21 protein-coding genes and 1 pseudogene are annotated in these 25,020 nt (G+C 71.5%); 16 read left to right on the forward strand and 6 right to left on the reverse strand.

The annotated features are described in order from the left end of the window. Window positions 1-7 precede the first annotated feature (7 nt). The 3 genes from ACQ4L4_RS08430 to ACQ4L4_RS08440 form a co-directional block, all read right to left on the reverse strand. Window positions 8-3,607, reverse strand: a complete 3,600-nt coding sequence (locus ACQ4L4_RS08430) for a response regulator (RefSeq protein ID WP_431103801.1) — start codon at window positions 3,605-3,607, stop codon at window positions 8-10. 106 nt (window positions 3,608-3,713) lie between these two features. Next, on the reverse strand, window positions 3,714-4,523 hold the full coding sequence (locus ACQ4L4_RS08435; protein ID WP_431103802.1) for a beta/gamma crystallin-related protein: 810 nt from the start codon (window positions 4,521-4,523) through the stop codon (window positions 3,714-3,716). Between the two features lie 150 nt (window positions 4,524-4,673). After that, entirely contained in the window at window positions 4,674-5,771 is a 1,098-nt protein-coding gene (locus ACQ4L4_RS08440) for a hybrid sensor histidine kinase/response regulator (protein ID WP_431103803.1), read from the reverse strand. 242 nt (window positions 5,772-6,013) lie between these two features. On the opposite strand from ACQ4L4_RS08440, the gene ACQ4L4_RS08445 reads away from it, so the two are divergent. The 10 genes and pseudogenes from ACQ4L4_RS08445 to ACQ4L4_RS08490 all read left to right on the forward strand — a co-directional run bounded on the left by ACQ4L4_RS08445 (window position 6,014) and on the right by ACQ4L4_RS08490 (window position 15,942). Continuing rightward, window positions 6,014-6,895: an STAS domain-containing protein gene (locus tag ACQ4L4_RS08445; RefSeq protein ID WP_431103804.1), complete on the forward strand. Its 882-nt coding sequence runs from the start codon at window positions 6,014-6,016 to the stop codon at window positions 6,893-6,895. Next, window positions 6,892-7,248: pseudogene (locus ACQ4L4_RS08450) on the forward strand (STAS domain-containing protein); the annotation flags it as partial. The gene ACQ4L4_RS08445 and the pseudogene ACQ4L4_RS08450, both read left to right, overlap by 4 nt. 104 nt (window positions 7,249-7,352) lie before the next feature. Then, window positions 7,353-7,763, forward strand: a complete 411-nt coding sequence (locus ACQ4L4_RS08455) for an anti-sigma regulatory factor (RefSeq protein WP_431103805.1) — start codon at window positions 7,353-7,355, stop codon at window positions 7,761-7,763. Window positions 7,764-7,765: 2 nt separating this feature from the next. Then, window positions 7,766-8,929: a SpoIIE family protein phosphatase gene (locus ACQ4L4_RS08460; RefSeq protein WP_431103806.1), complete on the forward strand. Its 1,164-nt coding sequence runs from the start codon at window positions 7,766-7,768 to the stop codon at window positions 8,927-8,929. Between the two features lie 14 nt (window positions 8,930-8,943). Next, window positions 8,944-9,909, forward strand: coding sequence for a sensor histidine kinase (locus tag ACQ4L4_RS08465; protein WP_431103807.1), 966 nt, complete (start codon window positions 8,944-8,946; stop codon window positions 9,907-9,909). Next, entirely contained in the window at window positions 9,906-11,906 is a 2,001-nt protein-coding gene (locus tag ACQ4L4_RS08470) for a response regulator (protein WP_431103808.1), read from the forward strand. The genes ACQ4L4_RS08465 and ACQ4L4_RS08470 overlap by 4 nt, the downstream gene beginning before the upstream one ends. Window positions 11,907-11,980: 74 nt before the next feature. Then, window positions 11,981-12,136, forward strand: coding sequence for a hypothetical protein (locus tag ACQ4L4_RS08475; protein ID WP_431103809.1), 156 nt, complete (start codon window positions 11,981-11,983; stop codon window positions 12,134-12,136). Window positions 12,137-12,167: 31 nt separating this feature from the next. After that, complete coding sequence (locus ACQ4L4_RS08480) at window positions 12,168-12,725, forward strand: hypothetical protein (protein ID WP_431103810.1); 558 nt, start codon at window positions 12,168-12,170, stop codon at window positions 12,723-12,725. Window positions 12,726-12,730: 5 nt separating this feature from the next. Continuing rightward, window positions 12,731-14,254 (forward strand): hypothetical protein, encoded by a 1,524-nt coding sequence (locus ACQ4L4_RS08485; RefSeq protein ID WP_431103811.1) that lies wholly within the window; start codon window positions 12,731-12,733, stop codon window positions 14,252-14,254. 137 nt (window positions 14,255-14,391) lie between these two features. After that, on the forward strand, window positions 14,392-15,942 hold the full coding sequence (locus ACQ4L4_RS08490) for a hypothetical protein (protein WP_431103812.1): 1,551 nt from the start codon (window positions 14,392-14,394) through the stop codon (window positions 15,940-15,942). Here ACQ4L4_RS08490 and ACQ4L4_RS08495 read toward each other — a convergent pair. Next, window positions 15,888-18,056 carry a TonB-dependent receptor family protein gene (locus tag ACQ4L4_RS08495; protein ID WP_431103813.1) on the reverse strand — a complete coding sequence of 723 codons (2,169 nt, stop codon included), beginning with the start codon at window positions 18,054-18,056 and terminating at the stop codon, window positions 15,888-15,890. The two genes, ACQ4L4_RS08490 and ACQ4L4_RS08495, sit on opposite strands and share 55 nt — an antisense overlap. Before the next feature lie 19 nt (window positions 18,057-18,075). Here ACQ4L4_RS08495 and ACQ4L4_RS08500 point away from each other — a divergent pair, with 19 nt between their 5' ends. From ACQ4L4_RS08500 to ACQ4L4_RS08520, 5 genes are all read left to right on the forward strand, one after another. Further along, complete coding sequence (locus ACQ4L4_RS08500; RefSeq protein WP_431103814.1) at window positions 18,076-19,434, forward strand: hypothetical protein; 1,359 nt, start codon at window positions 18,076-18,078, stop codon at window positions 19,432-19,434. Between the two features lie 233 nt (window positions 19,435-19,667). Then, the gene (locus ACQ4L4_RS08505) at window positions 19,668-21,086 is read left to right on the forward strand and encodes a PQQ-dependent sugar dehydrogenase (protein ID WP_431103815.1); all 1,419 of its coding nucleotides are present in this window, start codon (window positions 19,668-19,670) and stop codon (window positions 21,084-21,086) included. A gap of 151 nt (window positions 21,087-21,237) precedes the next feature. Further along, window positions 21,238-21,747, forward strand: coding sequence for a hypothetical protein (locus ACQ4L4_RS08510; RefSeq protein ID WP_431103816.1), 510 nt, complete (start codon window positions 21,238-21,240; stop codon window positions 21,745-21,747). Window positions 21,748-21,868: 121 nt separating this feature from the next. Next, window positions 21,869-22,195 carry a helix-turn-helix domain-containing protein gene (locus tag ACQ4L4_RS08515; protein WP_431103817.1) on the forward strand — a complete coding sequence of 109 codons (327 nt, stop codon included), beginning with the start codon at window positions 21,869-21,871 and terminating at the stop codon, window positions 22,193-22,195. Continuing rightward, window positions 22,192-23,655, forward strand: a complete 1,464-nt coding sequence (locus ACQ4L4_RS08520; protein ID WP_431103818.1) for a type II toxin-antitoxin system HipA family toxin — start codon at window positions 22,192-22,194, stop codon at window positions 23,653-23,655. The genes ACQ4L4_RS08515 and ACQ4L4_RS08520 overlap by 4 nt, the downstream gene beginning before the upstream one ends. A gap of 18 nt (window positions 23,656-23,673) precedes the next feature. Here the strand turns inward: ACQ4L4_RS08520 and ACQ4L4_RS08525 are convergent, their stop codons facing one another. Both ACQ4L4_RS08525 and ACQ4L4_RS08530 read right to left on the reverse strand, forming a co-directional pair. Continuing rightward, window positions 23,674-24,237, reverse strand: coding sequence for a hemerythrin domain-containing protein (locus ACQ4L4_RS08525; protein WP_431103819.1), 564 nt, complete (start codon window positions 24,235-24,237; stop codon window positions 23,674-23,676). Then, window positions 24,234-24,479, reverse strand: a complete 246-nt coding sequence (locus ACQ4L4_RS08530; protein WP_431103820.1) for a hypothetical protein — start codon at window positions 24,477-24,479, stop codon at window positions 24,234-24,236. Before ACQ4L4_RS08530 ends, ACQ4L4_RS08525 begins: the two co-directional genes overlap by 4 nt. 302 nt (window positions 24,480-24,781) lie before the next feature. On the opposite strand from ACQ4L4_RS08530, the gene ACQ4L4_RS08535 reads away from it, so the two are divergent. Further along, window positions 24,782-24,994, forward strand: coding sequence for a hypothetical protein (locus ACQ4L4_RS08535; RefSeq protein ID WP_431103821.1), 213 nt, complete (start codon window positions 24,782-24,784; stop codon window positions 24,992-24,994). Window positions 24,995-25,020: the final 26 nt, after the last annotated feature.

Raw genomic sequence — 25,020 nt, forward strand, 5'->3', positions numbered from 1 at the left:
CCGCTCCTCAGCGCGGCATCCACACCCGCACCAGCGAGAGCAGCTTCTCGATGTCCAGCGGCTTGGCGATGTAGTCGTTGGCGCCCGCGGCCATGCACTTCTCCTGGTCGTCCTTCATCGCCTTGGCGGTGAGCGCGATGATGGGCAGCCGGCGCAGGTCGGCGCGCGCGCGGATCTCGCGCATCGCGGTGTAGCCGTCCATCTCCGGCATCATGATGTCCATCAGCACCAGGTCCACCGGCGGCATCGCGCCCGGTCCCTGCAGCGGCGCGGAGAGCCGCTCCAGCGCCTCGCGCCCGTTGCGGGCGATGTCCACCTTCACGCCCTTGGGCTCCAGCACCGCCGACAGCGCGAAGATGTTGCGCACGTCGTCCTCGACGACCAGCACGCGCCGCCCCTCGAGCATGTTGTCGCGGGCGCGGACCTCCTTGAGCATCTTCTGCCGCTCCGGCGGCAGCTGCGCTTCGACCTGGTGGAGGAACAGCGTGACTTCGTCGAGCAGCCGCTCGGGCGAGCGCGCGCCCTTGATGATGATCGAGCGCGAATAGCGCCGCAGCTGCTGCTCCTGCTGCGGCGTCAGCGTGTGGCCGGTGTAGACGATCACCGGCGGGAAGGACACGTCGTCCTGCGCCGCCATCTGGTCGAGCAGGTCGTAGCCGCTCATGTCGGGCAGGTTCAGGTCCATCACCATGCAGTCGAAGGTCGAGCGGCGCAACGCCTCGAGCGCCTCCGCCGCGGTGGCGACGCCCTCGATGCGGACCTCGTCGGCGGCCAGCAGGTGGCGGATGCTGTCGAGCTGGCGCGCGTCGTCCTCGACCACCAGCACCGTGCGCAGGCGCTGCGAGAACTTGGCCTCGAGCTTGTGCAGCGCGACCTCGAGTTCCTCGCGCTTGACCGGCTTGAAGGCGTAGCCGATCGCGCCGCGCTCCATCGCCTCGTGCGTGTAGTCGGCCACCGAGATCACGTGCACGGGGATGTGGCGCGTCAGGGGCTCGCGCTTGAGCTGGTCCAGCACGCCCAGGCCGGAGTGGTCGGGCAGGTTCATGTCGAGCAGGATCGCGCTGGGCGCATAGCGCTGCGCGATCGACAGGCCGTTCTCGGCCGTGTGCGCCATCAGGCACACGAAGCCCATCTCGCGGATCAGGTCGCGCAGGATCAGGGCGAAGCGCTGGTCGTCCTCGATGATGAGGATCGCGCGGTCGCCCGGCACCCAGGACAGGCGGTCGTCGTCGAGTTGCGGCAGGCGCGGTTCGGGCGCGGCCGGCGCGGGCTCGCGCAGCAGCGACTCCGCGGTGGCCGTCGCCTCCTCCGCCGCGCTGCGGGCCGGTTGCATCGCGGGCAGCACCGCATCGAAGGCGGGCACCGCCGGCGGCGCCTTCAGCGGCCCGTGCTGCGGCGCCTGCGCCGGCGACAACGGGCGCGGACGCGCGTCGTCGACCGGCGCCTCGTGCGCCAGCGGCAGCACCAGGCTGAAGACCGAGCCCTGCCCCGGCGTGCTCTGCAGGTGGATGTCGCCGCCCAGCAGCCGCGCCAGGTCGCGCGAGATCGACAGGCCCAGCCCCGTGCCGCCGTACTTGCGGTGGGTGCTGCCGTCGGCCTGGCGGAAGGCGTCGAAGATCAGCGCCTGCTGGTGCTGGGGAATGCCGATGCCGGTGTCCTTGACCGTGAAGGCCAGGCGGCCGTCGGTGGTGGCGCCGACCTCCATGCGCACCGAGCCGCGCTCGGTGAACTTCAGCGCGTTGGACAGCAGGTTCTTGAGCACCTGGCCGAGCCGCGCCTCGTCGGTCTCGATCCATTCCGGCGCGCCCGGCGCGAGCTGCAGGCCGAAGGCCAGGTTGCGCTGCGCCGCGACCGGCGCGAAGACCTGCGTCAGCTGCTGCAGCAGGCGCGGCACCGAGACGCGCTCGATCTGCATGTCGACCTTGCCGGCCTCGATCTTGGACAGGTCCAGGATGTCGTTGATCAGCATCAGCAGGTCGTTGCCGGCCGAGCTGATGGTCTGCGCGAAGCGGACCTGCTCGTCGCTCAGGTTGCCGTCCTTGTTGTCGGACAGCAGCTTGGCCAGGATCAGCGTCGAGTTCAGCGGCGTGCGCAGCTCGTGGCTCATGTTGGCCAGGAACTCGCTCTTGTACTGGTTGGAGCGCTCCAGCGCCTCGGCGCGCTCCGTCAGCAGCGCCTGCGCCTGCGTCAGCTCGGACCGCTGCAGCTCCAGCTGCCGCGCCTGTTCCTCGAGCTGGGTGTTGCTCTCCTCGAGGTCGGTCTGCTGCTTCTCCAGCCGCAGCTGCGAGTCGCGCAGCGCGTTGCCCTGCTCCTCGAGTTCCTCGTTGCTGGCGCGCAGCTCCTCCTGCTGCATCTGCAGTTCCTCGGACTGGCGGCGGCTCTCTTCGAGCAGGGCCTCCAGCCGGCTGCGGTCCTTGGCGGCGCGCAGCGCCATCGCGATGGGTTCGGCGACGCGCGCCAGCAGTTCGCGCTCGGCCTCGCCGACGTGGTGGAGGAAGCCCAGCTCGATCACGCACTGCACGCGCTTGTCCAGCCCGGCCGGCGCGATCAGCAGCTCGGTCGCATCCGCGCGGCCCAGCGACGACGTGACCGGCAGATAGTCCGCCGGCAACCGGGTCACATGCACCGGCCGGCGATCGCGCGCCGCCTGGCCCAGCAGCGTGTCGCCGCCGCGCACGACCGGCGGCGCCGCGTCCGTGCCCGTCGCCACCGGCAGCGCATAACCGCCGACGCGCAGGAAGCTGCCGTCCTCCTGCGCCACATAGAACGCGCCGACGCGCGCATCGGTCCAGCGTGCGAGGAAGCTGGTGGCGATGTCGGCGAGCCGCTCGACGTGCGGATCGCCCTGCAGTTCGACGCCCAGTCCGGCCTGGCCGGCCTTCAGCCACGCCTCGGTCTTGGCGGCCCGGTAGCCCTGCGAGCTCAGCACCGCCGCGACGGCCGTGAGCAACAGCAGCAAGGCCGAGCCGCCCCACATCACGCCGACCGTCTGCTGCACCGCGCCGTCCCACAGCGCCCGGCGTTCGGCGGCGCGGTCGCGTTCCTCGCGTTCCATCTCGCCGAGCAGCGTGCGGATGCGCTCCATCAGGATGCGGCCCCGGTCGCCCTTCACGGTCGCGACGGCGGCCACGTTGTCGCCGTTGCGGCGGGCCGCGATGGTCTCCTCCATCTCGGTCAGCTTGGCCTTGAAGAGCTGTTCGGCGGCCTCCAGCCGCGCGAGCTGCGGGCGGTAGTTCTGGAAGCTCGCCCGCAAGCGCTCGGCGGCGGCGGGGATCGTCACCTGCGCCGTGTTGAAGGGGACGAGGTAGGTGTCGATGCCGGTGAGCAGGTAGCCGCGTTGACCGGTCTCGGCATCCTTCATCGCCGAGCCCAGCGTCTGGATCTGCTCCTGCACGACCAGCGTGCGCGCCATCGCGTCGGCCGAGTCGGACTGCGCCTGCTGCGAGCGCCACGAGAACCAGGCGGTGATCAGGATGGTGACCACCGCCAGCGCGAAGCCGAGCATCGTCGGCAGCGGCAGCCAATCGTGGCGGCGCACGCCGTGGGCCAGGTGGAGGTCGTTGCCCGAGTAGGCTTTGGAGGCGGCGGTGGACGTCGTGGTGGTCATGGAAGCGAAAACGGGGCGGCCGGGGTGGCGCCGCATGCTAGCGCGCGCCACCCCGGCCGGCCCCAGGAGTCCTCACTGGGTCGATCGATCGATGACCGTGTCCCGCCTACTCGCGCGGCTCGCCGCGCGCGTTGACGGTCACGGTCGCTCCCGGCGGTCGCCGGGTCTGCATGTAATGGTCCTGTCCCTTGAAGCGATAGGTCACGTCCCAGTACTGGGGGTTGCCGCCGTTGGGCGAGGCCCCGCAGCGCTGCACGTTGCGCACGTCCTTGTCGCGGTTGATGTTGCTGCCGACCACCGCGCCGCCGACGGCGCCGGCCGCGGTCGTCACGGCCTGCCCGGAGCCGCCGCCGAACTGGTGGCCCAGGATGCCGCCGAGCACGCCGCCGATCACCGCGCCGCCGACGTTGGGCCGGTCGCGCACTTCCTTCTGCTCGATCCAGCAGCGCTGCTGCTCGTCGCCCATCACGGCGCGCACCGAGACGACCTGCGCCTGGTACAGGCCTTCATCGCCGCGGCGGAGGTAGGTCGGTTGCGGATCGGGGCCGTAGCGGTCGCGGCTGACGTCCTCGCCGACGCGGCGCGCCGAGCTGATCCGGTTGTCCAAGCCCATCGAGCGCAGCGACGGGTAGCTGCCCGGCTGCAGCACGCGGCAGCGGCCGGTGTAGCCCGGGTCCTCGCAGACCTCCCAGCGCTCGCCGCGGACCTCGATGGACGATGCGCGGTCGTCGAAGCCGATGTCCTTGAGGAAGTTGATCTGCGCGTCGGCGCCCGCGTTGCGGCCGCGGAAGTTCTCGTTCTCGTAGAACGTGATGTCGGCCATCGCGTGGCCCGCCAGCGCGCAGGCGGCGGCCGCGACGGCGGCCTTGAGCGCCAGCGTCGTCCTGGACTTCCCGGGTGTGGAGGAGCGGTTCATGGCAGTCCCCATCGTGGTTGCTGTGATGCCACCACTGTGGGCCGGCGCGCGCGCCCGGTCTGTCGGGCCGCGCTGGGGTCGCGTGTAGGACGCCGCGCCACGCGCGCTTCGGCCTGCATGCCTGCTGCATTGCGGCATCGATGGTCCCGCTCAGCGTTCCGACTGCAGCCGCGGCAGCAGCAGCTCGAACATCGTGCCCTGCCGGGCCCGCGACACGCCGATCAGCGATCCGCCGTGCGCGCGCGCGACGCGCTCGGGTTCCTGCAGGCCGGGGCCGACCTGCGCCGAGGACATGCCCGACACCGGCTCGTTGCCGCCGAAGAGGTGGATGGAGGCCTCGGGCTCGAGCACCGTGTCGAAGCTGATGCGCAGCATCAGCGAGCGCTGCGCGCTGCCGTCGACCTGGATGCGGATCGTGCTGTCGCCGGCATGCGTCGCCGCCTGCATCAGCAGCTGGTCCAGGGTCTGCGCCATCAGCTCGACGTCGAAGTCGCCGCTCGTGTCCCCGATGCGGTCGAAGGCGGGCGGCGCCCACATCACGGCCTGGTTGCTCTCGATGTCCAGCCGCTGCGCGGCCAGCATCGCCAGATCGCTGCGCTCGGGCTGGACCTGCAGCAGCTCGCAGGGCCGGCGCGCCAGGCTGCCCAGGTGGTCGACCTGGCGGCCCAGCAGCGTCGCCGCGGCCTTGACCCGCTGGCCGGCCTTCTGCAGCGACGGGGATTCGGTCTGACGGATCAGCAGCTCGGCGTTGAGCATCATGACCGACAGCGGGCTGCGGATGTCGTGGCTCAGCGCGCTCAGCATCAGCGCGTTGACGCGCGCCAGCCGCTCCTGCTCGACGATGCGCTCGGCCAGCAGCTGGCGCTGGCGGTGCAGGTCGGCGAAGACGGCGACCTTGCTGCGCAGCACGTGCGCGTCGACCGGCTTGTAGATGAAGTCCACCGCGCCGGCCTCGTAGCCCTTGAAGCTGCGCTGCGCCTCCTGCGAGCCGGCGGTCAGGAAGATGATCGGCACATGCCGGGTACGCTCCGTGCCCCGCATCAGTTCGGCGAGCGTGAAGCCGTCCATGCCCGGCATCTGGATGTCGAGCAGGGCCAGCATCACATCGTGCGTGAGCAGCAGTTCCAGCGCGGCGGGGCCGGAGTCCGCCGTCAACACTCCCAGGCCGGAATCTGCCAGCAAGGCTTTCATCGCGAGCAGGTTTTGCGGCTTGTCGTCCACCACCAGCACGCTCATCTGATCCGCCACGTCGTTCTCCCAATCTTGATCTTGAATGTCTGACAGCGGCATTGGGCAACCGACGTGCCCACGCCGCCCTGGGGGATACCCACCCCCAATCCTCGCCCGCCGATGGAAATGGGCGAATGCCGCCAAGAGTACGATCGCGCCCGCCGTGCGGTCCCCCGCGCCGGTCGCCGATTTCCTCCCCACTCCATTTTCGTTCCCCGCTTCCCGCATCACACGCGCCCCCGAGCGCCCGAGAGGACCCGATGAAACAGAACAGCGCCGCCGTCGAAGAACTCCTGTCCGTCCATCGCGACCAGGTCCTGGCCGAGTGGCAGGCGGAGTTGGCCGCCGGCAGCGGCGGCCGCACGCTGTCCAGCGACGGTCGCGAGACCGGCGAACTGCTGAACGCCATCCTCGGCGGCGTGCGCGCCAGCGGCGGCACGGAGCACTTCGACGATGCGGCCTGGTCCAACGTGCGCGCGGTACTGGCCGAGCTGTCGGCCTCCCGCGCCGCGCAGGGCTCCACGGCCGCGGACACCAGCCGCTTCGTGCTCGCGCTGAAGAAGCCGCTCTTCAGCGGCGTGCAGCGCAAGTTCGCCGGCGACGCGGCGGCGCTGGGCGAGGCGACCTGGGCGATCTCGACGCTGCTGGACCACATGGCGCAGTACACCGTCACGACCTACCAGCGCAGCCGCGAGGAGATCATCGGCCGCCAGCAGCAGGAGCTGCTGGAGCTGTCGACCCCGGTGGTCAAGCTGTGGGACGGCGTGCTGGCCGTGCCCATGATCGGCACGCTGGACAGCGGCCGCACGCAGCTGGTGATGGAGGCGCTGCTGCAGCGCATCGTCGAGACCGGCTCCGCGCTGGCCATCATCGACATCACCGGCGTGCCGACCGTCGATACGCTGGTCGCGCAGCATCTGCTCAAGACCGTCACCGCGATCCGGCTGATGGGCGCGGACGCGATCATCAGCGGCATCCGGCCGCAGATCGCCCAGACCATCGTGCACCTGGGCATCGACCTGGAGGGCATCACCACCAAGGCGACGCTGGCGGACGCGCTGTCGCTGGCGATGAAGCGCGCCGGCTTCGTGGTCACCAAGGCCAGGCCCGCCGGCGGCACCGGCTTCGTGGGCGCGGCATGACGACGCGCATCCCGATCCTGCGCATGGGCAGGACCCTGCTGGTCACCATCCAGGTGGACCTGCAGGACCAGACCGCGCTCGCGCTGCAGGACGACCTGGCCAACAGGATCCAGGACACCGGCGCGACCGGCGTCCTCATCGACATCTCCGCGCTGGAGATCGTCGACTCCTTCATCGGCCGCATGCTGGCCGGCATCTCCAGCATCGCCAAGGTGCTGGGGGCCAACTCGGTCGTCGTCGGCATGCAGCCGGCGGTCGCGATCACGCTGGTGGAACTGGGCCTGTCGCTGCACGGCGTGCGCACCGCGCTCAACGTCGAACGCGGCATGGCGCTGCTGCGCCAGGCCGACGAGGCGGACGCCGACCTCGCGAGCAACCTGGCGGTCGGTGACGGCGACCCGAGCGACCTGAGCGGTGTCGGCGATGCCGGTCACGGCGTCGACCGGGGGCCCGGCCGGTGACGGCGTCCGACGCCGCCTCGGGCTCGCTGCCCATCCGCAGCGAACCCGACATCGTCCTGTCGCGGCAGTTGGTGCGCAGGCTCACGCAGGAACTGAAGTTCTCGCTGGTCGACCAGACCAAGATGATCACGGCCGCCAGCGAGCTGTCGCGCAACACGCTGATCTACGGCGGCGGTGGCGCGATGGAATGGGCCTTCGTCCAGTCGGGCGTGCGCACGGGACTGCGACTTGCCTTTGTCGACCAGGGACCGGGCATTCCGGATCTGGAGCTGGCGATGAAGGATGGATGGACCTCGGGCAACGGCATGGGCATGGGCCTGTCCGGCAGCAAGCGGCTGGTGAACGATTTCGAACTGGAGTCCGCCCCAGGACGCGGGACGCGCGTGACGATCACGCGCTGGAAGTAGCCATGCGCGCGTATCGACGCTTCCCCATCGACGACGCGAGTCAGGTGGGCGAGGCCCGGCGTGCCGCCCAGGCGCTGGCGGCGGAGCTGGCCTTCGACGAGGAGGCCGCCGGCCGGCTCGCGCTGGCGGTGACCGAGCTCGGCACCAACCTGTTCCGCCATGTCGGGCCCGGCCGCCAGGCCGCGCTGCTGATCGGCGTGGACGAGTCCGGCGCCCAGGACGATGCCGCCGGCGCCGCCGTGCAGGTGCTGTCGCTGGACCGGGGCAACGGCATGGACCTGTCGCGCTGCCTGCAGGACGGCTACAGCACCGGCGGCACGGCCGGCACCGGACTCGGCGCGATCCGGCGCAGCGCCGACCGCTTCGGCGGCTTCTCCGCGCCGCAGCGGGGCACGGTCCTGGCGGCGCGCTTCGGGCCGCGCACGGATCGGAACCGCCTCGGCGCGCCAGCCGCGCACCCAGCGACCTTCGCGGCCCCCTTCCCGGCCGCCTTCCCGGCCACCTTGTCCTCGGGCCTCCCTGCCGCCGCCGACGCCGCCTTCGACGTCAGCGGACTGTCGCTGGCCGCCCCGGGCGAGACCGTCAGCGGCGACGCCTGGGCGCTGCGCCGCGACCGCGACCAGGATCAGGACCGCTGGTCGCTCGCCGTGGCCGACGGACTCGGCCACGGTGTCGACGCGGCCGCGGCGGCGGACAAGCTCATGACGCTGCTCGCGCGCGCCGAGCCCGGTCACCTCGCCTCGCCGGCGGCCTTCCTGGAGCGCTCGCACGACAGCCTGCGCAGCACGCGCGGCGCGGCGTCGGCGGCGCTGTCGCTCACGCCGGACGGCCCGCTGCGGTTCGCCGGCGCGGGCAACATCTCGGGCCGCCTGATCTCGGGCGTGTCCGACCGGACGCTGCTGTCCCAGCACGGCACGCTGGGACTGCAGATCCGACGGCTGCAGGATGTCGTCTACGATTGGCCGCCGCATGCGGTGCTGGTGCTGCACTCGGACGGGATCGTCAGCCGCTGGTCGCTGGAGGAGACGCCGGGCCTGCTGCAGGCCGATCCGGCGGTGATCGCCGGCTGGATCCTGCGGGACCATCTGCGCGGCAAGGACGATGCGACCGTGGTGGTGGTCCGCCGCCGGGACCGGCGCGGTCCGACCAGCGAGGCGCCGCGGTAACGCGCAGGATGCGCATGACGCCCATGAAGGACACGATGCCCACCGACGACCCCGCCGCCCTGCGCGACGCGCTGGCCGCCTCGCAGGCGCAGATCGAGGCGCTGCAGGCCGAACTCGACGAGACCAACCGCGGCGTGCTGGCGCTGTACGCGGAACTCGACACGCAGGCGCAGCAGCTGCGCCAGGCCACCGAGCTCAAGAGCCGCTTCCTGGCCTACATGAGCCACGAGTTCCGCACGCCGATCTCCTCGATCCGCAGCCTGACGCGGCTGCTGCTGGACCGCGTCGACGGACCGCTGACCGACGAGCAGGAAAAGCAGATCAACTTCATCCGCACCACCTCGGAAGAATTTGCCGACATGGTCAACGACCTGCTCGACCTGGCCAAGGTCGAGGCGGGCCGCATCGACATCTCGCCGGCCTGGTTCGAGCTGGTCGACCTCTTCGCGGCGCTGCGCGGCATGTTCAAGCCGGTGCTGGTCAATCCGGAGGTCCAGCTGATCTTCGAGGAGCCGCACGGCATCTCGCAGCTCTTCACCGACGACGCCAAGCTCTCGCAGATCCTGCGCAACTACATCTCCAACGCGCTGAAGTTCACCGCGCAGGGCGAGGTGCGCGTGAGCGCCGTGACCGCCCCGGGCGCGGACGGCGGCGAGGACGAGATCACCTTCTCCGTGGCGGACACCGGCATCGGCATCGCGCCGGAGTTCCACGACGCGATCTTCCAGGACTTCACCCAGATCGGCTCGCCGATCCAGAAGCGGCTGCGCGGCACGGGCCTGGGCCTGTCGCTGAGCAAGCGGCTGGCGGAGCTGCTCGGCGGCCGCGTCGGGCTGCGCAGCGAGCCGGGCGTGGGATCGGTGTTCTCGGTGACGCTGCCGCTGCGGCTGCCCGGCGCGCCGGACGCCGCCCAAGGTGCGGCCGACGACGCCGCAGACGAGGCCACCCATGGCGCCGCCCCGGAGGTGCCCGACGCATGAGCGAACCGCGCGTCATCGACCGCTCCCGGCACCGGCTGCTGGTCGTCAACGACGACCCGATCGGCCGCTACACGACGGTGCGTCTGCTCAACGCGGCCGGCTTCCCGACGCTGGAAGCGGGCACCGGCGCGGACGCCCTGCGCGTCGCGGACCAGGGCCTGTCGGCCGTGGTGCTCGACATCCACCTGCCCGACATCGACGGCTTCGAGCTGTGCCGCCGCCTGCGCGCGCAGGCCAGCACCTTCCGGCTGCCGGTGATCCACCTGACCGCGGCCTACCTCACCGACGAGGACAAGGTCCGCGGCCTGGACGCCGGCGCCGACGCCTACCTCACGCACCCGGTGGAGCCGGCGGTGCTGGTCTCGACGATCCAGGCGCTGGTGCGCACGCGCGCGGCCGAGGACGCGATGCGGCGCAGCGAGACCAAGTTCCGCGCCGTCTACGCCCAGGCGCCCGGCGGCATCTGCCTGCTCAAGGCCGGCGACGGCACGGTGCTGGACGCCAATCCGGCGATGCTCGCGCTGCTCGGCCTCGGACCGGACGAGGGCGACACCGTCATCGGACGGCCGCTGACGGACTTCGTCGACGCCGCCGACCTGCCCGCCGCGCGCGACTTCGTCGCCGCGCTGGGCCACGACGGCCTGCAGGCCGAGTTCTCCCTGCAATCGGGCGACGGCGCGGGCGTGCCGGTCGAATGGACCGCCTCGCCCCCGATCGAACCCGGGGTGTGCATGGCGATGGCCGCGGACATCTCGCAGCAGCAGCTGCTCGCGCTCCAGCGCCAGGAACTGCTGGACCGCGAGCGCAGCGCGCGCAGCGAGGCCGAGGCGCTGTCGCGGATGAAGGACGACCTGATCGCGGTGCTGTCGCACGAGCTGCGCACGCCGCTGAACGCGATCATGGGCTGGACGCACGTGCTGCAGCGGCACAGCCCGCCGGACCTGCTGGCGAAGGGCCTGGCGGCGATCGACCGCAACGTGTCCATCCAGGCGCGGATGATCACGGACATCCTCGACATGTCGCGCCTGAACATCGGCAAGCTGCCCTTGGCGCGCGAGCGCGTCGAGGCCGGCGAGGTGCTGCGCGCGGCGGTGGCGGTGATCCAGCACAACCTCGATGCCAGCGGGCATCGGGTCGAGCTCGACCTGCACGACGAGTCCACCGTCCTGCTGGCCGACAGCGGCCGGCTGCAGCAGGTGATCTGGAACCTGATGGGCAACGCGGCCAAGTTCTCGCCGCGCGGCAGCGCGATCACGCTGTCGCTGCGGGCGCAGGACGCGGGCGTGCTGGTCGAGGTGCGCGACGAGGGCCAGGGCATCGCGCCGGAGTTCCTGCCGCATGTCTTCGACCGCTTCACGCAGAGCGACGCCGCGAGCAGCCGCCAGCACGGCGGGCTCGGGCTGGGCCTGGCCATCGTCAAGAGCCTGATCGAGGCGCACGGCGGCTGGGTCGACGTGCGCAGCGAGGGGCGCGGGCGCGGCGCGGCGATCCGGTTCTGGCTGCCCGGCGAGGAGACGGCGCCGACGACGCTGGAAGCCGACACCGCCTCCGGCGGGCTGAGCGCGTTCGGCGCGCTCGGCGCGTTCGGCGAGTCGGGCGCGGCGGACGAGACGGCGGTCCCCCTGACCGGGCTGCGCGTGCTGGTGGTCGAGGACGACGTGGACGCGGGCGCGATGCTCAAGCTGATCCTCGAGGACCGGGAGGCCCGGGTGACCGCGGTGCACAGCGCGGACGAGGCGTTGCTGGCGCTCGCCGGCAACGCGTTCGACCTGCTGATCAGCGACATCGGCCTGCCGGGCCGCGACGGCTACGAGCTGATCCGCGACATCCGCGCCCTGGAGACGCCCGGTGAACGCCTGCCGGCGATCGCGCTGACGGCCTTCTCGCGGGACCTGGACCGGAAGCAGGCGCTGCAGGCCGGCTTCGACGCGCATCTGCCCAAGCCGCTCAAGCCGCAGCTGCTGATGCGTCTGGTAGAGCAGCTCGCGGCGCACTGAGCCGCGCACTGAGCCGCGCATTGAGCCGCCGCCGTTGCTGGAACGGGCGCACCGGTTCGGCAGAAATTTCCTGCATGCAGATCGACCCGCATGACCACACCTCGATGGAGGTGAAGGGCCATGGAGTCACCGTCGGCCTGAAGGACGGCGGCGAACTGGATGAGCACCGGCTCAACAGAGTCGCCCGTGACGATGTGGGCAGCCGCCCGGGAGATCGCCCAGACGTGTGAACCGCTGCGCATTGCCGCGCGACAAACGGGAATGACGCCTCTGCACCCCGCGCGCGCTGCGCTCCCTGATGCTCCCCCGCTGAAGTCGCGCCCCGGGCGCCCCGAGGCGCCCTCTCCTCCGCCCCGCCAGACCTGGCTCCAGACGCGACGCCGGTTGCGGCTCGCGGTGGACGACCTGCGGCGCGCGGTGATCGAACGCTGCGAGTCGCATCCCGATCGCACGCGCCTCACCGTGGCGCTCGACGACGCGGTCGCGGACCTGGAGACGCTGATCGACGGCTTCGACGGGCCGTTGATCGAACTGCTCGAGGCCGTCGAGACCGCCTCCGATCGCGAGGTCCGCGACGACGTGCTGCGCCGCGTCGGCGCCCATGTCGCCGACGGCCGCACCCGCTTCGCCAGCGACGACCTGGTCGAACTGATGGACACCAACGGCTTCATCGAACTGGGCCTGCGATCGGGACTGGACGCGGCGCTCGCCGAGATCGCGCGTCAGCTGGGGGGCACGCCACCGCGCTCTCCGACGTCCTCGTCCGCGTCCTCGTCCGCGTCCTCCCCCTCCGCGCATTTCTCGCCCTTCAAGACCTGACCCCCATGCCTCGTCATTCCTCCATCGATTTCCCGTCCCGCATCGGCACGCCGTGCGGCGGAACCGCACCGGAGACCGCGCTCCACGACGACGGGAACGGCCTCGAATGGGACGGGAGCCACTTCTGCGAGCGCCTGCTGCAGCGATCGGCCCCGCCCGACGACGCCCTCCCGCCAGGCCCCGACCTGACGGCCGAAGAGAACCTCCGCGAGGTGTTCCCGCCGACGCGGCTCGACGCGCTGATGGCCCGCAGCCCGGTCAGCCGGATCCTCGGGCGACCCAAGGATGCCGCCTACGTCGCGGTGCTCCAGTCGGCGAAGCAGGCCCTCCAATCCGCCGCGGCAGGAGACGGCGTGCATCGGAAGGGCGCGCATCGGAAAGGCACGCCGATGTTCGCCGCGGCACGCCAACGCTGCCGGGACTATCTCAACAAGCGCGCCGCGACGGTGATGGCGGCCGCCGCCGATGGCCGGATGGCCTCGGGTCGCTTCCACAGCAACCTGCGCCGGCTCCAGGAAGTGCAACTCCTCGAGGGCTGTCTGGCGAAGACGCTCAGGCACACGTCGACCCGCCTGGCCCTCCCGGGCGCCGACGCCCCCGATTTCGACGGGCGCCTGCGGGCGCTCGCCGATGACTGGAGTCGCACGTCCGCGGTGGTCCCGGCCCCCGGACGCCCCCATGTGCTGCTGCTCTGCGATGCCGATGGGCAGCCCGGCATCGCCTTCCGCCCGACCGAAGACGATGCGTCGGTGCTGCGGGAACGGATGGCGGCCACGCTGGACGACCTGCTGCGGTCGAGCGTCGGTCTCTCGCTGGATCTTCCGCGTCCTGTCGCGCATGAGCTGACCAGCCGCGGCCCCGGCGTGCTCACCGCCGCCCCGGGTCCCCTGCCGCCCGCGCTGCGGATCGCGTACGAGGCCCTCCACCGCCCAGGCGCCGGCGGCGCGGCACAGCTCCAGCAGGCGGCTCGTGAAGCGATGGACGGACTGGCACCGGCCGCGCTGCAGCAGATCGCGCTGACGCGCTTGTTCACCGACAACTGGCAGGCGGGCTGGGACGGCCTGCTGGTCGACGTCGACGGCCGGTGCTGGCATCTGGACGGCGCCGAGACCTTCCCCGAGGACGACGGCATCGTCTGGCTTCTGGACGAGATTCAGGCCGGCGGCGCCCGCGCGGCGCTGTTCAGCCCCCCGCCGGTCGATCGGTCGTCGACGGCATGGGATGCGCCGCTGGACGCCGCGCTGGTCGCCAAGGTGCGTGACATCGACACGGACGACCTCACGTGGTGTCTCTGCATGACCGCCCTGCGGCCCTGGCCGGCCACCGGATCGTTGGCCCCGGAAGCCGATCATGAAGGCGCACCGCGCGCGGCGGCGATCAGCGACGCGCTGTTCCGTCCCATTGACGCCATCGATGCCGTGCAGACGCTGATCGCGGAGGACCCCTCCCTCTCGCTGCGTCAATTGCTGGCGCGTTATCCCGAGGTGCTGGACTGGTTCAGGTCGAGGCCACCGCCTCGCGCCGACTGAGCGGGACGAATGACCAGGACGACTGACGGCACACACCACGGAACATCGACGACATGCGCCTCCCGTTCCTTGCGCGCCCGCGCGACCTCGACCCGCCCGCGACCGCAACCACAACCACAACCGCAACCGCATCCGCCATGGGCCCCGGCGAGACCGACCCGCGGCGACACCGTGCGCTGGACAAGCCGCAAGGCCGATTCGTCGAGGCGCTGCTGAGCCGGCTCGGCGTCGGCCCGGCCCGTCGGCGCGCGCAGCAGCGACGGATCGACCGGGAGTTCCCGCTGCGCCACGACGCCGCGTGGACCGCCACCGCCATTCCGGACGCGTCGTTGGCCCGGGCCGCGGCGAAGTCCCGGACCGAGGTGGCATCGCGGCAGACGGCGGCACATGCCGGCGCGATGCGCAGGCGATTCGGCGCCACGGCGGCGGACACCGGATCGAGCCAGGTCCTGCTGATCCACAACGCCGCCGGCGGTGTCGCCCACGTCGTCAAGCCGCTGGCGGGGGAATCCGACCAGAGCGGCCTGCCCGCGGGGGCGGCGGCGTTCCGCGAAGTGATGGCCGCGGCGGCGCACGCGGAGATCACCCGGCAGACGGGCTTTCGCTTCGCGGAGAACCGCGCCTGCATCGCCCGCTTCGATGACGCCCCGGCGCTGATCCAGACCGGCCTGCCCGGGCGGACCCTGGGCACTGCCGCCACCGCCGCGGCCGAGCGCGGGGCCATCGACGAGGTCCAGTACCGCCGCTGGATCGACGCGGACGGCGAGACGGCTTCGCGGATCCCCGCGCCGGAACTCCAGCGCGCCGTGCTGGCCAAGCTCATGCTGGGCGACCTCGACCTGCAGTGGGAGAACCTCTGCGTCGAGGACGACGGTCGCTGTCATGCCATCGACTTCGGTCTGGCGTTTCCCGAACCGATGGGCATGGCCGCCGTCCATCACCGCCCCATCCGCATCAACGGCCTGCTCAGGCATCCGCTGCGAGAGACATCGCTCGCCGCCGCCGATGCGCCGCTGGATGCCGGCCTGGTCGCTCGCCTGCAGTCGATCGACGCGGACGAGCTGGAGGCGCGGCTGTTCAGCGTGCGCCGGCAGGTGCGGGACAGCCACGAGCTCCACCTGTGCGCCGCCAATCCGCGCGCCTTCCCCGATGAACTCCTGAGCCGCGACGCCGTCCGCCTGGGCGTGCGCAGCCTGCGCCTCGTGCAGCAGCTGGTCGCGGAGGATCCGACGATGTCGCTGCGCACCCTCTTCGACCGTTATCGACAGCGGCTGGGCGACCTGACCACGCTGGCGGCCCGCGCCGCGGCTCGCCCTCGGGCAGACGATCGTCGACCGGCAGCTCGAGCGGACCCGCTCGCCGAGCTCCGCGCCTTCAACCGGCGGCTCTGGCCGCACGCGGCCGTCCCGCGCACCCCGTTGGCCCCCTGGGCCACGCTGACCCCCGGTCCGTCGGTGACGATGCCCGCCTGGGCCGTTGCCGGGCAGGATCGCCGGATCGAGGGACTTCACCGCTGGATGGCGGAGACCGCCCAGTCCGTGGACGATCTCGATGAACACGACACCGTCCGCATCCAGGTCGTGCGCGACCGGCTGAACATGCTGACGGAAATGATCGTCGCCGCCGAGTCGCGCTACAGCCGCAACGACAGTCCCACCCAGAACGAGCGCCCCGGCGCCGGCTCGTAGAACCGGCCGTTGCCGTCGTTGACGATGACGCTGCCGACGTAGCGGCGGTCGGCGGCGTTGTCGATGCGCGCGGTCAGTTCCGCACGCGTCGCGCCGAAGGTCCATCCGTGGCGGGCGCGCAGATTGAGCAGGCCATACCCGGCCGCGGCCTCGCCGTTGATGTCGTTGACGGCGGTGCGCTTGACACCGCGCCATTCGAGCGCGAGCTCCCCGTCGCGCGCGGCCTCGAACGGCCGCCACGCCAGTTCGGCGTAGGCGCTGCCGCCGTTGGTGCCCGCGATGCGATTGCCCGCGGCAACCGGCACGTTGGCCGTCGGACATGGCGTGCCGGTGCAGGTCAAGAAACCGTCGCGGTAGCGCGCCTTCAGCGTGCCGAGCGCCATCTGCGCGCGCCAGCGCGGCGCGAGGTCCCAGGCGCCGGACAGCTCCACGCCGCTGCGCCGCGTGCGCCCGACGTTCTGGAAACTCGAGCGCCCGCCGCTGTTGGACAGCACGCCGATCTCGTCGCGCGTGGCGACGTGGAACGCGGTGGCGTCGAGCTCGACATCGCCCCCGCGCCACTTCGCCCCGATCTCCTGCTGCAGGCTTTTCTGCGGCCGCAGCGCGGCGTTGAAGCCGCCCGACCCGTCGGCGCGGTAGGCCAGTTCGTTGAGCGTCGGCGATTCGAAGCCGCGTCCCAGCGCGGCGTGCAGCAGCAGCGACGGCGCGAGCTTCCACCCGAGTCCCACCGCCGGGTTCGCGTAGTCGTAGCGCAGCGAGCCGGAGTCGTCGCCGTTGGCCAGGAAGCGGTCGCTGGCGGACAGCGACACGCGTCCCGCGCGCACGCCGGCGCTGGCGGTGAGCGTCGTCGTCAGCGGCAGTTCCACCTGCGCGTAGGCCTCGCGCGTGACGGCCTCGTTCTCCTCGTTGCGGCGCAGCGCGCCGGTCACGCCCAACTGCTGCGACGCGCCGGTGCCGACGAAGTTCTCGTAGCCCTGGCGATCGTCCGTCTGGCGCTCCACGTTCAGGCCGGTGACCAGCGTCGCCGGTCCGAGCCGCCACAGCAGGCGGGCGTCGACGCCGTCGTAGCGGCGACTGAAGTCCACGACCCCGCCGCCGCTGCCGGCGGGTGTCTGCGCGCCCACGGCGATGGACTGCCACTGCGTCACCGATCGCCGCCCGCCGTAGGCGGTCAGGACACTCTCGGACAAGGCGCCCGCCTCGTCGAAGCGATGCCGCCAACGCGCGCCGAGCTGCGTCTGGCTCGCGTTCTTGCGGGTGTTGAACTGCTCCGCCTGCGAAGCGGTCTGGTCCGGATCCGCCGCGAACTGCGCGGCGGTCAGTCCGAGCGGATCCTGCGCGCGCTGGTCGATGTCGCTGACCATCAGCATTACCTGGTCGCGCGTCCCCGTCCAGGCCAGGCGCCCGTTGGCCAGGGTGCGTCGCGCGGCGCTGTGCGGGCGCAAGCCGTCGGTCTCCAGGTGCGACACGCCCCCTTGCGCTTCCCAGCCGTCGCCGAAGGGCGTGCCGGCGGTGACGCGCGCCTGGCGCAGGCCGGCTCTGCCGGCGTCGAGGTCCAGTTCGGCGAAGCGCTCGCGCACCGGGGCGCTCACCAGCGCGATGACGCCGCCCGAGCTGTTGCCGTAGAGCGCGGAGAACGGCCCGCGCAGCACCTCGATGCGCGCGGCCGACGCGAGGTCGAAGTGCGTGACCTGGCCCTGCCCGTCCGGCATCGTGGCCGGGATGCCGTCCGTGTAGAGCCGCAGTCCGCGCACCCCGAACGGCGCCCGCGCGCCGAAGCCGCGCGAGGACAGCTGCAGGTCCTGGGCGTAGTTCTGCCGGTTGTTGGCGGTGAGGCCGGGGACGCGGTTCAGCGCTTCGGACAGGTTGATCATCGGCCCGGCGCCGCGCAGCGTGTCGGCGTCGATGACGGACGCCGCATACGGCGCCTCGTCGAGCCGGCGCTCGGCCACGCTGCCGGACACGACCACGGTCGGCAGCGCCTGCGCGTTCGGTGCCGGCGCGTTCGGTGCCGGCGCGTTCGGTGCCGGCGCGGGCGCCTGCTGGGCGAAGGCCGGTTCGCCCAGCAGTCCCAGGGCCGCGGTCGCGCAGGCGGTGTATCGAATCGTCTTCATCATCCTCCCAGGAATGCCTGTGTACCGCATTTCGAACAGGCTGCTGCCGGAGCAAGCGGGGTGCCAGGTGTTGTTCGCGGCAAGACGGTTCGCGGAACCAGCGGTTGTCGGATGCAGACATATGGTCATGCCCGCCGCATCGATCCCACCGGGATGGCAGCCGGGCGGCCAGGAGTTCCATCGCATGCCGACCGTCTTCAAATCGATCGCCCACATCCGGGAGACGCCCATGGCGCCCTCGGATCCGTCCACACCGCTGACCTCGACCCAGACGAGCTTCACCAAGCGCCTGCTGAGCCGGCCCTTGCGCGCCATCAAGAAGACACTGAAGGCGCCAAAGACCCGATTGAAGGGCGCCGCCCACAAGGTGGCCAAGGAGGTCCGCGCCCTGATCCCGCATCGACCGACGGGCAAGCAGGGCGCGGACCCGCGGACCACGCCGTCGCCAGCGTCCGCCCCCGCGTCCGTGTCCGTGTCCGTGTCCGCGCCTCGCGCGACCGTGGCCCCGAAGCCCTTGGTTCGCATGGAACAGGAACACTCGCCGCTTGCGCGCGCCGCGCATGTGCGCAGGCTCCGGGCCGCGGACCCCGATCTGCATCCGCCGGTGGGCTGCAGCGAGGCGCTGGTCAACGCTGGCGAGGACGCGCCGGTGTATCGACTCCTGCCGATCACCGGGGTGGAAAGCGCCAGGGACACGACCGCGCGCGCGATCAGGGCCGCGATGGCGTCGACGCTGCATCAGGCGGCGCAACAATCGACGGGCATCGACTTCTGTCTGCCCCGGGCCACGATCGACGGCTCGAGGAAGTCCCCGCGTGAGTCGCCCGTGGTGATCGTCGACGCGGTCGTCGGCGCGCCGCTGGCCGCTTCCTACGAGAAGGATCCACCGGACAGGCAGGAACTGCAGCGGGCGCTGCTGGGTCAATGGATCCTCGGGCGCCCGACACCGGACTGGAGCGATTTCGAACGCGGTCCGGACGGCGGGATCGTGGCACGCGAGTTCACCACGCCGGAAGGGTCGTTGCGCGACATCTGCAGGGCGGCGGACAGCGGCGTGTCGAAGCTCTTCCGCACCCCCGACGGACAGAAGGTGAGCCCCCTCGCCGGCCAACCGCTGGAGGGACACCTGCGCGACGCGATCCTTCGACTCCAGCGGCTCGACGTCGAGAAGGCGCTCGTGCACGGCAAGCGGGAACTGGAGGGCCACCTTCCCGACGACATGCTGCTCTCCCTGAAGCTGGTGCCACAGCTGCTGGCGCCGCTTCGTGCGCTGAAACGCGCTGTGGAAGAGGCCGACCCGCGGCTGCCGCTCGAGATGCTGATGCGCGATGCCGCCAATTGCCTGGAGGACATCGAAGCCCGGGAGTTCCGGCGCTGAGGCGTTGAGGCGTTGAGGCGTGGGGGCATTGAGGCATTGAGGCCCTGAAGCGCCGAGGCGCTGAGGGGTCGGGCCGTCGCGGCGCTGGGACGTTGGGCCGCGGGCATCCCGCTTGCTGGTCCGTCCGCTGCCGCCGCCCCGTCCGGGGCGGCTCCTCGACGGAGAAGCCGATGAACAAGAAGATGCCCGCGTCCTCCCTGCCCGCCTCCCTGGCGCCCCGCATATCACGCCACATGTCCCGCCTCGTGTCGCCCCGCGCCGGTCGGATCACCCGCGCCGTCGCCGTCGTCGCCGCGCTGGCCGGCCTGGCCGGCGGCGCGCGCGTGGTGCTGGCGCTCGAAGCGCAACCCGCGACCCCGCCCGGCTACGGCCCCAAACCCGTGCTGCCCGGGCCGCAGAAGTCCCTGGTGCCGACGATCAACGTCGCCAAGGCCGTCGGCTGGCCCGCGGGTGCGAAACCGCAGGCCGCGGCCGGGCTGACGGTCACGCGCTTCGCCGACAAGCTCGACCACCCGCGCTGGGTCTACGTGCTGCCCAACGGCGACGTGCTGATCGCCGAGACCAACGCCCCCGTGCGCCCGGACGACGGCAAGGGCCCCAAGGCCTGGATCACCAAGCAGTTCCAGAAGAAGGCCGGCGCCACGCCCAAGAGCGCCAACCGCATCACCCTGCTGCGCGACACCAACGGCGACGGGGTCGCGGACCAGCGCTTCGCGTTCGCGGAAGGATTGAACTCGCCGTTCGGCATGGCGCTGGTGGGCAACACCTTCTACGTCGCCAACACCGACGCGGTGGTGCGCTTCCCCTACGCGACCGGCCAGACCCGGCTTGCCGGCCAGCCGACGAAGGTCGCGGACCTGCCCGGCGGCACGATCAACCACCACTGGACCAAGAGCCTGATCGCCAACGCCGAGGGCACCAAGCTCTATGCGGGCATCGGCTCCAACAGCAACGTCGCCGAGAACGGCATCGAGAACGAACAGCGCCGCGCCGCGATCCTGGAGATCGACCTGCAGAGCGGGTCGACGCGCGTGTTCGCCTCCGGGCTGCGCAACCCCGTCGGTCTCGCGTGGGAGCCCACGAGCAAGGCGCTGTGGGTCGCCGTGAACGAGCGCGACGAACTCGGCGACGACCTGGTGCCCGACTACATCACCTCCGTGCAGGACGGCGGCTTCTACGGCTGGCCGTACAGCTGGTACGGCAACCACGTCGACGAACGCGTCAAGCCGCAGCGGCCCGAACTCGTGGAGAAGGCGCTCGTGCCCGACTTCGCGGTGGGCGCGCACACGGCCTCGCTGGGGCTGGCCTCGGCGGACGGCAACAAGCTGACGCAGGACTTCGCGCACGGCATGTTCATCGGCCAGCACGGCTCGTGGAATCGCAAGGTGCCGGCGGGCTACAAGGTGGTGTTCGTGCCCTTCGTCGGCGCCAAGCCCAGCGGCCTGCCGGTCGACGTGGTGACCGGTTTCCTCGATGCCCAGGGGCAGGCCATGGGGCGCCCCGTCGGCGTCGCGCTCGACCGTCAGGGCGCGCTGCTGGTGGCGGACGACGTCGGCAACGTGATCTGGCGCGTCACCGCGGCGGGGGCCTCCGGTCCGCAGTCGGCGTTCCCGCCGGCGGCCGGCGCGGCCAGCACGGCCGCCTCGCGCTGACGGGCATCCGGTCCGCGGGCATCCGGTCCGCGGGCATCCGGTCCGCGGGAACCCGGTCCGCGGGAACCCGGCCCGCCGCGGACTCGACACAGCCCTCGCGCCCCGCGACAACCCGATCGGGTCGGCGGCAGGCGCGAGGAGTCCCTGCGTCATGTTCAACACCCTCGGCCGTCTGTTCCGTGTTTCTCCCACCTCGCGCGCGGCGGATGACGGCGCTGCGCCCTCGCCCTTCGACCGTACCCAGCGCCGCTTTGTCGAGGGCGTCCTGGATCGCGGACGGACGCCGCCCGTCCCTCCTGCCGCCGGCCCCCGGTGGCCGTTGGTCGCCCGGCTCAAGGGCAAGCCGGTCCACTTCAAGGAGGTCGAGCGCCTGCGCGCCGATTGGATGCGCCATGGCGGCAAGGACCGCGCGGACCGGCTGCGTGACCGGACTCGGGCCTACCTCGAGACGACGGCCTCCCTGCCGCCCACGGCCAAGCTCCAGACCAACCGTGGCGTGGCGCAAGCCCTCCTGGATCGACTGAACGGCCGGCGCGTCTTCCGTCCGCGCGCTCGTCCGGCGCCGTCCCTGCTCGCGTCACTCGCGCAACTGCTGTGCTGCCTGCCGATCAGGCGTCGCTGTGCAGGGCAGCGTCACGCCGGCAGATCGCGCCGCCTCTGAGCGAGAAGGGGATATGGCAACATAGTTCCACATTCCTTCGATATGGCATTTTATTTCCAATTCCCTTGACCAGCGGACGGCAATAAAGTACCTTTTCAGAAGGAATTGGAACTTTATTGCCATGCTTACCCTCCCTGACATCGCCCGCATCCTCCGTGACACGGCCCGCCGCAACGGACTGACGCAGGCGCGCCTGGCCGACACGGCGGGCATCTCCCCCCGCACCTTGACGCATGTGCTCAGCGGTCAGGAGGACTTCCGCGTGTCCACCTTGGTGGCCGTGGCCCATCAGCTGGGCCTGGAGCTGGTGCTGGTCCCCAAGGGCGCCGCGAGGGCGGTCGCCGCGGGGGATGCGGTCGGCCCGCCGGTGCGTTCCGTGGTCACGGAAGCCCTGGAAGCGCTGCACGCCCAGCGCGACGCCCGCCAGGCCGCCAAGGGGCGTCCATGAACGTCAAGGTCCTGGCCATCCATCTGGGCGCGCTGCGCCTGGGGGTGCTGTTCCAGTACGTCTTGAACGATGACTCGGTCATCAACCGGTTCGTTGCCGACGAGGACCTCATGACGCGGGCCGGTGCCGACGCGCCGACGCTCTCGCTGTCCATGCGGGCGGCGACGCCCGAGGCGCAGGCCGCGCTGTGGCGCGACGTCCGCTCGGTCAGTTTCAACGGCCGCCGTTCCTCGTCGGCCGGCTGGATGCTGCCGAGCTTCTTCCAGAACCTGCTGCCCGAAGGCGTGTTCCGCCATCACGTCGCGGAACTTCGCGACTGCGCGCCCGACGACCACTTCGAGATGCTCGCCGCCTGCGGCAAGGACCTGCCCGGCAACGTCCGCGCGCTCCCGATCGAGTTGACCCGCGAGGAACTCGCGCGCTACGTCACGCAGGGTCAGGACGCGCTGGAGATGTCGGTCACGGCGGACCCGCTCGAGGAAGGCGTATCGCTGTCGGGCGTGCAGCCCAAGCTCGGCGTCATCCGCGACGGCGAGCGTTATGTCGGCAGGACCAAGGACCACGACACCCACATCATCGCGAAGCTGCCGGTGGTGGGCCAGCCCTTGCTGCCCGAGGTCGAGGCGCTGAGCTTGCGGCTGGCGCGCGCCGCCGGTGTGGACACCTGCGAGGCCACCCTGGAGCCGCTGGAGCGCCTGGGTCTGCAGCATGGCTACGACCTTGGCGACGCGACGGCGCAGACCCGATTCCTGGCGGTGACCCGCTTCGACCGCTCGCCCGCGGGACGGATCCATGTCGAGGACTTCGCGCAAGTCCTCGGCCGGGCGCCCGAGGACAAGTACGGCCGCGGACCGGACGGCTTGCGGATCAGCTACCTCGATATCGCCGCGGTACTCATGACCGAGCCGTCGATGGGCGAGCCGGCGGTGCACGAACTGCTGCGGCGCATCGTCGTCAACGAGATGATCGGCAACGCCGACATGCACCTGAAGAACCTCGGCGTGCGCTACCTCGACGGCATCACCCCGACGCTCTCGCCCGCCTACGACGTGGTGGCGTATGCGGCCTTCCAGCGCATCCGTGGGCATGCCCTGCACATCCTGCCGCCGACACTGCTTCCCCGGCGCGCCGCCACGCCGGAGGTCGCGCAGGCGCCGCTCCCGCGGCAGTCGATGTCGCCCGCGCTGCTGCGGATCTTCTGCGATCGGCTGAGGATTCCCGTCAAGCCGGCGGACACGGCCATCGCGCGCTGCGTGAAGGCGGCATTCGCCGCCTGGCCCGCGATGATCGAGTCCTCGACATTGACCGACCAGCAGAAGGCGCGGCTGCTGGCGCACTTCATGGCACATCCGCTGGTGATGTCGCTCGCCCGCCGCGCCGAACGCGCGGCCGCACGCTCGGCAGCGGGGGCGGCGGCGGCGGCGGCAACAGCGGCCCCGTCGGACCCGGCAGCCGCCTGAACGGCCGCCCGTCGACGCTCACGCGTCCTGCTGGCGCTCGTACTCCGCGCTCTCCTGGCTGAGTTCGTCGCGCCACTGGCGGTCGAGCTCGTCGCGGCGACGGCGCAGCGCGGTGGACAGCGCGCGCCAGTCCACCGACGACGCCTGCGTCAGGCGCGGCAGGATGCCCTGCTCCACGTCCTGCGCGTGATGGCTGACGTAGCGGCCCAGCACGCCCACCAGGGGCGCGAATTGCGTGTCCTCCGCGCACATGCGCCGCAGCTGCGACATCAGGATGCGCACGACCAGGTGCTCGATCTCGGCCTCGTTGATCAGGCGACGCTCGACGGCGCCGATCTCCGGGCACCTGCGGACCGCGGGGTAGAACAGCTCTTCCTCCAGCGTCGCATGCACCGTCAGCAGCGCGCAGGTGCGGCGCACCAGCGCCTCGCAGGATTCGTGGTCCCCCAGCGCCCACAGCCGGTCGAACTGGTGGAAGGCGTGCTGCGCGCGCTGGTGATCGTCGACCAGCAGCGCCACGACCTCGTCGCGCGCCATCAGGTCCGCGCGGAAATCGGCCTGCGGCAGGACGTGCGATCTCATGCGGGTTCCCCTTGCTCGAGCTGCTGGCGCGCGGGCGCCGCGTGGTCGTCGTGATAGCGCCTGGGACCGTCCGGATGCACGCCGGGGTCGTCGGGATGCTCGTGCGGCGCCTGATCGGGTCCGGGCGCGGGCGGCTGGGCGGGACGCTCCTCGTCCGGGCGTCGCGGCTGATCGGGCTTGGGCGACGCCGTCATCGCCGTCCGAAACAGCTGCCAGGGCGTCTCGAATGCCTTGTCGTTCATGGAGCGAGCCTCCTGGGCAGTCAGATGCAGTGGGTGGGGCCGTTGACCGGGTTCACTTGAATTCCGTTGAGTGCTGGCAAATGCGGTGCCGCCCCGGCGCCGGGACGGCCGGACCGGGCGCCTCCGGGCGCGTCCACGGGATCAATCTGGCCGGCCAGTCCGCACGGCGTTCTGCAGTGCTTGCCGACAGAACTCCCGGTCCCGCGCCCGCAGGGCGATGAAGCGCGACACCGGACACCCCCAGAACCGAGATGCCATCGGGCGCGCCGCTTGCAAGGGCCTGCGCAGACAAAAGGAACGCCATGCACCAACTGCCCCTGCCCTTCGAGGCTCACACGGTTCCGCCGAGCCCGCCGCATCCGAACGAGGTTCCCATCGTTCCGCCGCCGCCGCACGGCCCCACGCCGGAACCCGGCGACGACCCGCCCGGCGTGATCGATCCGCCCATCCCCGGCGAGAACCCGGTGCCCGTGCGCGAACCGCCCTACATGCCGCCGCCGACGGCCCTGAACTGAGGCGCCGGGGGAAGCGGGGGCGCATG

Origin of the sequence: Roseateles noduli, assembly GCF_050626985.1 — a bacterium.
GTDB classification, from domain to species: domain Bacteria; phylum Pseudomonadota; class Gammaproteobacteria; order Burkholderiales; family Burkholderiaceae_C; genus Roseateles; species Roseateles noduli_A.

Coding starts and splice junctions, on each gene's coding strand:
- ACQ4L4_RS08430 (WP_431103801.1), bottom strand. CDS start 3,607: ATGACCACCACGACGTCCACCGCCGCCTCCAAAGCCTACTCGGGCAAC.
- ACQ4L4_RS08435 (WP_431103802.1), bottom strand. CDS start 4,523: ATGAACCGCTCCTCCACACCCGGGAAGTCCAGGACGACGCTGGCGCTC.
- ACQ4L4_RS08445 (WP_431103804.1), top strand. CDS start 6,014: ATGAAACAGAACAGCGCCGCCGTCGAAGAACTCCTGTCCGTCCATCGC.
- ACQ4L4_RS08460 (WP_431103806.1), top strand. CDS start 7,766: ATGCGCGCGTATCGACGCTTCCCCATCGACGACGCGAGTCAGGTGGGC.
- ACQ4L4_RS08465 (WP_431103807.1), top strand. CDS start 8,944: ATGACGCCCATGAAGGACACGATGCCCACCGACGACCCCGCCGCCCTG.
- ACQ4L4_RS08470 (WP_431103808.1), top strand. CDS start 9,906: ATGAGCGAACCGCGCGTCATCGACCGCTCCCGGCACCGGCTGCTGGTC.
- ACQ4L4_RS08475 (WP_431103809.1), top strand. CDS start 11,981: ATGCAGATCGACCCGCATGACCACACCTCGATGGAGGTGAAGGGCCAT.
- ACQ4L4_RS08480 (WP_431103810.1), top strand. CDS start 12,168: ATGACGCCTCTGCACCCCGCGCGCGCTGCGCTCCCTGATGCTCCCCCG.
- ACQ4L4_RS08485 (WP_431103811.1), top strand. CDS start 12,731: ATGCCTCGTCATTCCTCCATCGATTTCCCGTCCCGCATCGGCACGCCG.
- ACQ4L4_RS08490 (WP_431103812.1), top strand. CDS start 14,392: ATGGGCCCCGGCGAGACCGACCCGCGGCGACACCGTGCGCTGGACAAG.
- ACQ4L4_RS08495 (WP_431103813.1), bottom strand. CDS start 18,056: ATGAAGACGATTCGATACACCGCCTGCGCGACCGCGGCCCTGGGACTG.
- ACQ4L4_RS08505 (WP_431103815.1), top strand. CDS start 19,668: ATGTCCCGCCTCGTGTCGCCCCGCGCCGGTCGGATCACCCGCGCCGTC.
- ACQ4L4_RS08510 (WP_431103816.1), top strand. CDS start 21,238: ATGTTCAACACCCTCGGCCGTCTGTTCCGTGTTTCTCCCACCTCGCGC.
- ACQ4L4_RS08515 (WP_431103817.1), top strand. CDS start 21,869: ATGCTTACCCTCCCTGACATCGCCCGCATCCTCCGTGACACGGCCCGC.
- ACQ4L4_RS08520 (WP_431103818.1), top strand. CDS start 22,192: ATGAACGTCAAGGTCCTGGCCATCCATCTGGGCGCGCTGCGCCTGGGG.
- ACQ4L4_RS08525 (WP_431103819.1), bottom strand. CDS start 24,237: ATGAGATCGCACGTCCTGCCGCAGGCCGATTTCCGCGCGGACCTGATG.
- ACQ4L4_RS08530 (WP_431103820.1), bottom strand. CDS start 24,479: ATGAACGACAAGGCATTCGAGACGCCCTGGCAGCTGTTTCGGACGGCG.
- ACQ4L4_RS08535 (WP_431103821.1), top strand. CDS start 24,782: ATGCACCAACTGCCCCTGCCCTTCGAGGCTCACACGGTTCCGCCGAGC.